Source organism: Staphylococcus cohnii subsp. cohnii (assembly GCF_002902365.1).
Classification (GTDB): Bacteria; Bacillota; Bacilli; order Staphylococcales; family Staphylococcaceae; genus Staphylococcus; species Staphylococcus cohnii.
On record NZ_PPQC01000011.1, the window covers coordinates 35,055 to 43,414 of the forward strand.

9 protein-coding genes are annotated in these 8,360 nt (G+C 32.7%); 3 read left to right on the forward strand and 6 right to left on the reverse strand.

Features of this window, described 5'->3' with window-relative positions; all coding sequences use genetic code 11:
* Window positions 1–5 precede the first annotated feature (5 nt).
* The 6 genes from CD032_RS02135 to CD032_RS02160 form a co-directional block, all read right to left on the reverse strand.
* Window positions 6–1,844, reverse strand: coding sequence for a monovalent cation:proton antiporter family protein (locus CD032_RS02135; RefSeq protein WP_019469074.1), 1,839 nt, complete (start codon window positions 1,842–1,844; stop codon window positions 6–8).
* Window positions 1,845–1,852: 8 nt separating this feature from the next.
* A complete protein-coding gene (mgtE, locus tag CD032_RS02140) occupies window positions 1,853–3,181 on the reverse strand; it encodes a magnesium transporter (RefSeq protein WP_404757684.1) in 1,329 nt (442 codons plus the stop codon).
* An 83-nt stretch (window positions 3,182–3,264) separates the two neighbouring features.
* Window positions 3,265–4,119: an RluA family pseudouridine synthase gene (locus tag CD032_RS02145; RefSeq protein ID WP_019469072.1), complete on the reverse strand. Its 855-nt coding sequence runs from the start codon at window positions 4,117–4,119 to the stop codon at window positions 3,265–3,267.
* On the reverse strand, window positions 4,119–4,928 hold the full coding sequence (locus tag CD032_RS02150; RefSeq protein ID WP_019469071.1) for an NAD kinase: 810 nt from the start codon (window positions 4,926–4,928) through the stop codon (window positions 4,119–4,121). Before CD032_RS02150 ends, CD032_RS02145 begins: the two co-directional genes overlap by 1 nt.
* 11 nt (window positions 4,929–4,939) lie before the next feature.
* Entirely contained in the window at window positions 4,940–5,575 is a 636-nt protein-coding gene (gene yjbM / locus CD032_RS02155) for a GTP diphosphokinase (protein ID WP_019469070.1), read from the reverse strand.
* Between the two features lie 16 nt (window positions 5,576–5,591).
* On the reverse strand, window positions 5,592–5,939 hold the full coding sequence (locus CD032_RS02160) for a UPF0738 family protein (protein WP_019469069.1): 348 nt from the start codon (window positions 5,937–5,939) through the stop codon (window positions 5,592–5,594).
* Between the two features lie 189 nt (window positions 5,940–6,128).
* Here CD032_RS02160 and CD032_RS02165 point away from each other — a divergent pair, with 189 nt between their 5' ends.
* The 3 genes from CD032_RS02165 (at window position 6,129) to yjbH (ending at window position 7,977) form a co-directional block, all read left to right on the forward strand.
* Window positions 6,129–6,713: a CYTH domain-containing protein gene (locus CD032_RS02165; protein ID WP_019469068.1), complete on the forward strand. Its 585-nt coding sequence runs from the start codon at window positions 6,129–6,131 to the stop codon at window positions 6,711–6,713.
* Between the two features lie 87 nt (window positions 6,714–6,800).
* Window positions 6,801–7,172, forward strand: a complete 372-nt coding sequence (locus CD032_RS02170) for a globin domain-containing protein (protein ID WP_040030141.1) — start codon at window positions 6,801–6,803, stop codon at window positions 7,170–7,172.
* Window positions 7,173–7,188: 16 nt separating this feature from the next.
* The gene (yjbH, locus tag CD032_RS02175; RefSeq protein WP_019469066.1) at window positions 7,189–7,977 is read left to right on the forward strand and encodes a protease adaptor protein YjbH; all 789 of its coding nucleotides are present in this window, start codon (window positions 7,189–7,191) and stop codon (window positions 7,975–7,977) included.
* Window positions 7,978–8,360: the final 383 nt, after the last annotated feature.

Sequence of the window (8,360 nt, forward strand, 5' to 3'; positions counted from 1 at the left end):
TAAAGTTAATAATAAAACTCTAATTCACGTTTTAATTCATCAACATATTCTTTAGAACCCGTTACAATGACACGGTCTTTATAGCGTAATTGAGTATCACCATGAGGTACGATTGATTCATTATTTCGAATGATTCTCACAAATATAATATCACCATCAAACGGGAAATTACGTAATTGAATTTGATCATATTTATGATTTAACATTGCAATTTCATACAACGATGTTTCCACATTACTTAAAAGATTTAGCATATTTGGCGTTTCTATTAAACCTTTCAAGAGTATCTTATTACTCATAAAACCACTAAATACTTCAATACCTTCACTTTGTAGACCTTCATCACCAGTACTCGCCTCTAATCTACAAATAACTCGATTAACACCATGCCTTTTAGCCATTAACGCCACTTTTCTATTAATATCGTCATCATTTGTAGAACAAACAACGATATCTCTTTCAAATAAACCTAGTCGATCTAATAACGGTTCTTCGTAATCTGCAATTTCAATCATTGAAATCGCATCTGATAATTTACGTTTATCACTTAAATCATTTCTATAATAAAGTGAAACTTGATAAAGTTGTGATGTTAAATTCTGAGCAATTGGAATGGTTAATTGATTTTTTCCTATTAAACTCACTTCAATTTGTCTTGTAGCCTCATCTGGCATTGGGAACATCTTTTTAAATATGATAGGTACAAAGACACATGTTATGACTGCACTTAAAATTAAAATACCTGATATTTCCGATGATATTGTTCCAAGTTTTTCAGCAATTTTTGCAGAAGCAATGACCAATGATAAAGTAGAGGTCAACAGGAATGCTGAAGATATCGTCGTTTTCATATCAAACCATCGACGTACGTAAAACACTGGTATTAACTTGGATACTACAAATGCGAGTATTAAAAATGGAATAATAAGTAATAACGATGGTTCTTTTATTAACATTGGTATATTTAAATCTACACCAACCATGATAAAGAATATCGGTATAAAGAAACCATAACCAAAAGAATCTAATTTCTCCACCATATCCTCATCTGGGCCTAATAAAGAAACAATCACACCTGCTAGGAAAGCGCCTAGAATATTTTCTGCACCAACGCCTTCTGCTAAGGCAACCAGCATAATGATGAGTGCAAATACAGCACGTATACCTATCTGTGTGGTACCATCCATCAATTTCTGTAAAAATTGTGCTTTCTTAAATATGCCTCCTAGTAAATAAAAAACAAGCGCAAATACTACTAAACTACCTATTAACCAAAGTGATGCACCACCTGAAGCATGTAGTGTTCCATATGCAGTTAACAATATCATTGTTACTAGGTCAGCTAATACAGCTACTAATAATATGAATTGTCCGATTGTAGTACGCATAATATTCATTTCTTTTAGTGTTGGAACAACAACACCTAATGAAATAGTAGAAATGATAATAATCATTAATAAGACATCATCAATTAAGCCAAACCACTTAAATGCATAAGCAAATACAATTGAAATTATCATAATAAATAAAAATACAGTAAGTGCTAATTGCAGGTGACCTGGTTCTTTACTTTTATCCTTATCTTCAGACGATCCTTTATCTTTTTTAAATGCTTTAAAATCAATTTCTAAACCACTTAAAAACATTAAGAAGATAAAGCCTAATGTAGACAAAATATTTAACATAGCATCACGCTCTACTATGTTTAAAAAAGAGTGTCCTATGAGAATACCCATTAGTATTTCTGCTACAACAACAGGTAAGAATGTAATTCGTAATCTATTGATTAGTATCGGTGTAAGGAATGCTGCCATTACAACGACAACAAGTGATAAAAATTCCATGTAACCCCCTATAATAAGTAAGACATGAATGAAGTTGCTAATCCAAAGTAAATCAACATACTCACAATATCATTGATCGTAGTTATAAATGGACCACTTGCAACTGCAGGGTCAATATTTAATTTATTCATAACTAATGGAATCATTGATCCCACTAACGTACCTACTGTCATAGCAATCGTTAAACTGCTCGCTACGATCGTAGCTAAAATTGGCTGTCCGTAAAGAACCAGTATAATAATAAATAACAATATAGCACAAATCAAACCACTTAAAAAGCCGCTGCCCGCTTCTCTTAATGCGACTTTAAAATTACTTTGTTCATCAATTTCACCAGTTGAAATATTTCGTACTGATACGGCAAGTGATTGTGTGCCAGAGTTACCAGACATACCACTGATAATTGGAATAAACGCTGCCAACAACGATACCTGTGCTAATGTATCCTCAAATGAGCCAAGTATCGTCGCTGTAATCATTCCTAAAAACGTTAAAATGATTAGCCATGGCAAACGTTTCTTAGCAGTTTTAATGACCGAATCATTTGTTGCATCAACATCAGATACCCCGGCTAAACGAGAGTAGTCCTCGCTCGCTTCTTCATCCATAACATCTAAAATATCATCGATTGTTATAATACCTAATAAATGGTCTTGATAATCGACAACTGGCATAGCGATAAAATCATAATCACGCATTTTTTGCGCTACGTCTTCTTGGTCATCAGCAGCGTTAGCACTAATCACACGTTCACTCATTATGTCTTCTATATAAGCATCATTTTCTGCTACGATTAAATCTCTTAGTGATAAAACCCCAGCTAATTGTTTATGCTCATTTACAGCAAATATGACATAAATTGTCTCAGCATCTGGCGCTTGTTCTTTAACTTGCATTAATGCTTCTTTTACAGGCATTGTTGATTTTAAAGAAATATATTCCGTTGTCATGATACCACCGGCGGTATCTTCTTCGTAATGTAGTAATGCTTTAATTTCTTTTGCATCTTCACGGTTCATTAGTGTTAGCAAGCTAACAATTTTCTGCTTAGATAATTGATTCATAATGTCAACTGCATTATCATATGACATATTTTCTAATACTTTGCTAGCATATGTAGCATCCATAGTATCGAATAGCGCTTCATACTCTTCTTCATCAATTTCTAATTGTTCGAAGAAATCCGCTACTTCTTCAGGGGACAATACTTCAAACATTTTTTGTCTAATATCTTCATCGCTGTCTTCAAAGTATTCACTTTGTTCATATGTGTGCATCGCTAAGAATTCTTCTCTAAATTCATCTATATGATTTTCATGAAGTAGTTTATCTAACATTTCTTGGTCATATACTTGCTCATCTTCTAAAACGATTTGATCTTTTTCATTTGCCAAAAGTCCCACCTCCATAGTTACTCAAATTATATCATATTAAATATATTTTCTATTGCATCATATCTATCCTGTATTTCAATTTTTTTATCATAGATTGGATGCATAAAAGATATTTTAAAACATCGTAATAACTGATGTTTATAGCACGAGTGTCCGCCTCCATATAAATCATCACCTACAATAGGATGTCCTATATGCTGAAAATGAACACGGATTTGATGTGTTCGACCAGTTAATAAAGTAATTTCACATAAACTGTAATTACTGATATAGTCTAAACGCCTATATTTAGTTATTGCTTGTTTGCCATGTGGATTGACTTGTCTTGTAATAATACTAGCAGGATCTCTGGCAATAGGTGCATCTATAATTCCATGTGCTTTCATTTCACCAAAGCATACGCATAAATACGTTTTATCAATGTGTATGTTTGCCATAAGATGATGTAGAAAACCATGTTTTGCAACCACAACAATACCTGAAGTATTTCGATCAATCCTAGTGACAATATGTGGAACTATGTTTTGTCGTGATTGTTTAAAATAACCAAGAATTTGTTCAGCTAAACTAAAATGTTTGTGTTCCCTTGATGGTGCACAATTTTGATAAGCTTCTTTGGAAACAATTAATAAATATTCATCTTCATATAAAATATTTAAAGTTTTCTCAAATGGGATCAAATTGTGGCTTGCTGTTTCTTGAGCTAAATGTACCTCCACTTTATCGTCTTTCTGTAATTGTTTGCGCACAGTTTCTGTTTGTCCATTAACAATTAAAGCGCCATTATGCTTAATGGCGCTAATTGTATTTTTAGAATACCCTTGTTCCTGTAAAAAGGTTCTTAGCATTTGAGGGTTTCTAATTGTATAATTAAATTGCATTATTCGTCGTCTCCACTTGAAATAAAGGAATCATGTACCCTTTTCCAAAATGGAAAAGGTCTAAATCTAGCAAATCTAATTTTTTCATTTGCCACTCTAAATTGGATTGCATTAACATTCTTATGTTTTATACTAACATGGTCTATGGTTGTTAAAATCTTATCATGATTCACTGGTGTAATCAGACATGTGTGGTGTTTAGGCAATACCAATGGAGAACCAACCGTTCTGAACACTCTATTATTAATAGAAGCGATTTCTGCAATTTGCATTGCTTCCAAAGAAGGATGTATCAATGCGCCACCTAACGCCTTATTATAAGCAGTGGAACCTGATGGTGTTGAAACACACAGGCCATCTCCTCTAAAACGTTCGAATTGGTTTCCTCTTATATTCACATCTACAACAAGTGTAGAGCCATTTTCAGTTTTCATTGTCGCTTCATTTAATGCCAGGTATCTCGTCTCATATCCATTATCGTTATAACGTACAATGATTTCTAATAGTGGATATTCTATAACTTGGAATTCTGAATTATTAATTTCAATAATTAATTTTTCCACTTCATGGGGCAACCAATCTGCATAAAAACCTAAATGTCCTGTATGTATCCCTACAAATGCACACCGTGATAACATATGGCTATACTGATGGAAAGCCTGTAATAATGTACCATCTCCACCAACTGATATGACTATTTCAGGATTTTCCGTATCTTCAACCATTTCAAAATCTTTCATGTGATTAATCATCTTATGCTTTAAAGCGTTAGACTTTGAATCACCTTTAGATAAAATTGTATAGCGCATGATTACACCTCCTAGTCATTATCATGCTTTTTAGCACGTTTTTTGGAATAATATTTTTGGGCTTCTTGTATTTCTTCTTTAATTTCTGACATTTCTTCATCAAGTAAAAACGCTGCTTCAGCCGCACGTTCTAGTCGGTGCTGGATTTCGGGTGGGTAATCTCCGTCATATTTATAACGCAATGTGTGTTCGATTGTTGCCCAAAAATTCATCGCTAATGTCCTGATTTGGATTTCAGCTAAAATTGATTTTTCACCTTCAAGTGTTTCGATTGGATATTCAATAATAACATGATATGAACGATATCCACTTTGCTTTGTATTGCTGATATAATCGCGTTCTTCTACTACTTTAAAATCTTGACGTTGTCTCAAGAGATTCACCACAATATCGATATCATCTACGAATTGACACATTAATCTCAAACCCGCGATATCGTACATTTCTTCATGTAATCGATCAAATGAAATTTGTCTTTTATTCGCTTTATCAATAATGCTAGTCATAGGTTTAACACGACCCGTCACAAATTCAATTGGTGAAGCATTATCTTCTACGTCATATTGTTTTCTAAGCCCTTTTAATTTAACTTTTAATTCATCAACTGCTTGTCTATATGGAGATAAAAACTGATCCCATTGATTCATTGTGCTTCACTCCGCTTCACTCTAATTCGAAAGTATCTTCCACAACAGAAACAAACTCCTTACCATAGTTTGAATTACCTTGAATATTTTCTAATATATAATTAAACTCTCTGTCGAATTGTTTTAGTTCTAATTGATCGTTAATGATAATCTTCTTATTTTTATTCTCATGTAACATAGACCAGGTTTCTTGAACAAAAATCAAATATGAATACGACTGGCCGTCATCTAATATATATGCAAAACTATAATTATCACTATCAACAAGCATTTGTCCTGCTTCTTGTAAACCTTCTGTAGATTGTTCTGTATAACAATTTAAACTATCTTCTGTTACTTTAATTTCATTCACATAAATACGCATGCTTGTTCCTCCTTATTCTTCATCATTTTAACATAATTATGACGTACATAACACGTTACATGTCTATTATCATGTCATCCAATGGCTTAACGTAAATATAATAATTTTTAGCGTATAATGCAATCTAATTTAAATTAACTTGCAAGTACTTTAAAATGAACTATCATAAGTATTTAAGGAGTGTAACCCGTGGCAACTAATAATGAAATTGAATTTAAACAGCTATTGTCTAAAGACCATTACCAAGCAATATACGACACTTATTTTTTAGATACAAAACCATTTAGTCAAACAAATTATTACATCGATACACCAAATTTCGATTTAAAATCACATCATTCAGCTTTGAGAATTCGTATTAAAGATGATACTTACGAAATGACATTAAAAGTACCAGCTGAAATCGGCTTGATGGAATATAATTTCGACACAAAGGTTGAGCCAAAATTAAACATGCTTATCAAAAGTCAGGACCTACCCCAAGATATTTTAAATCAACTCTTAAAAATGGATGTAGATGTCGATGATTTAATCGTATTAGGAGCTTTGACTACCGAACGTATAGAAACAGAAATTCATGGTAATTTACTTGTCTTGGACAAAAATCAGTATCTGGATTTTGAAGATTTCGAACTTGAATATGAAGTGAATGAGTATAATGAAGGGTTAATTCAATTCAAATCAATCCTTAATCAATTCAATATCAATCACGAAATTCCAAACAATAAAGTTCAAAGATTTTTCAATCGCAAACACAAATTAAGCGACAGTTAATTGGGCACAATATTAAGAAGTCGAATTACTTCCAAATGTAAAAATTCATGTTATATTAGTAATATATTAATAGGATATGGTGATACTATGACACAAACACCTTACGAGGTTATCGGACAAGACGCCTTATTTAAAATGATTGACCATTTTTATTATATGGTACAACGTGATGATAGAATCAATTATTTGTTTCCTGGAGATTTTGAAGAAACAAGCAGAAAACAAAAACAGTTCTTAACACAATTTTTAGGCGGTCCTCAACTGTATACAGAAGAACATGGTCATCCTATGTTAAAAAAAAGACATTTAGAATTTGTAATAACAACGCACGAACGTGACGCATGGCTTGAAAATATGTATAAAGCTATTCAACAAGCAGATTTTCCTGCGGGCGTCGGGGATTATTTATATGAACGATTACGCTTAACAGCGAATCACATGGTTAATTCCGAAAATTAATTGTAGGTGAAAAAACATGGCTGAAGAATTAAAATTAATAAATGCTAATAGTCGTGAAGATGCAAATCTTTCACCTTTGAGTAAGATTGAAATTTATTCCTTTTTCGATCCATTCAGTAAAGAGTGCTTTAAATTGTCTGCGATACTTTCAAAATTACGACTTGAGTATAAACAATATATTAGTATTAGACATATTTTAAATCCTTCCTTACGAGTATTAACAAAATGCCAAGCTCAAAGTACATCGAATTTAGATAATATCGCACTTGCCTATAAAGCTGCTGAACTCCAAGGTCGATTACGGGCTGAGCGTTTTATACATCTTGTACAAAATGAGATAATACCAAAACGAGATATTATAACTGAAGAGATGGTCAATAATTGTATTAGTAATGCTGGACTTGATTATGAAGTCTTTAAAGAAGACTTACATAAAAGTTCGTTAAAAGAAAGCTTACAAGTTGACCTGCATATAGCTCGAGAAATGGAAATTGAAGAGGCTCCTTCCCTTGTATTCTTTAACGAAGATATACATGAAGAAGGTTTAAAGGTTGAAGGCTTATACCCTTATCATATCTATACGTATATCATAAATGAACTTATTGGTTCACCAATTGAAAAAGAACTTCCACCAAGTTTAGAAACTTACATTTACCAACAACAATTAGTAACCAAAGAAGAGTTGCTGACTATTTATGAATGGCCTGAAAAATTATTGAATAAAGAACTGAAAAAATTAGCATTACAGCAAAAAATAGAAAAACTTAGCTCACCAGAAGGAAAATTTTGGAAGTCAAAAGTTTGAAACGTTGCTAGTATTCACAACAATATAAGTTTCATTTTATTTGAAACAGATACTGCAGCATGTGTTTTAATTGTTAAAAAGGACTGTCGACAAAGTCTCCTACTTTGTTGGCAGTTTTTTTGTGCACGTTTTCCGCAGGCATTGCTGTAGCCTGTAATCTTCAGCTAGTGCTCTTCCCCCAGGAATCGACCCAAATCACTGCCAATATCACATTAAAAACGTTACTAACTCAGAGACTATTTTATCTAAAACCAATGAAACAAATAATCGAAGAAATTGTAAAAAAAGATACTTTTCACTCCCAAGAAACATTGGACAAAGGAATAATCCATAATGAACTGCACCCTGTCAAGTAGACAGTGAAAAAAACAAAATGTTTATGG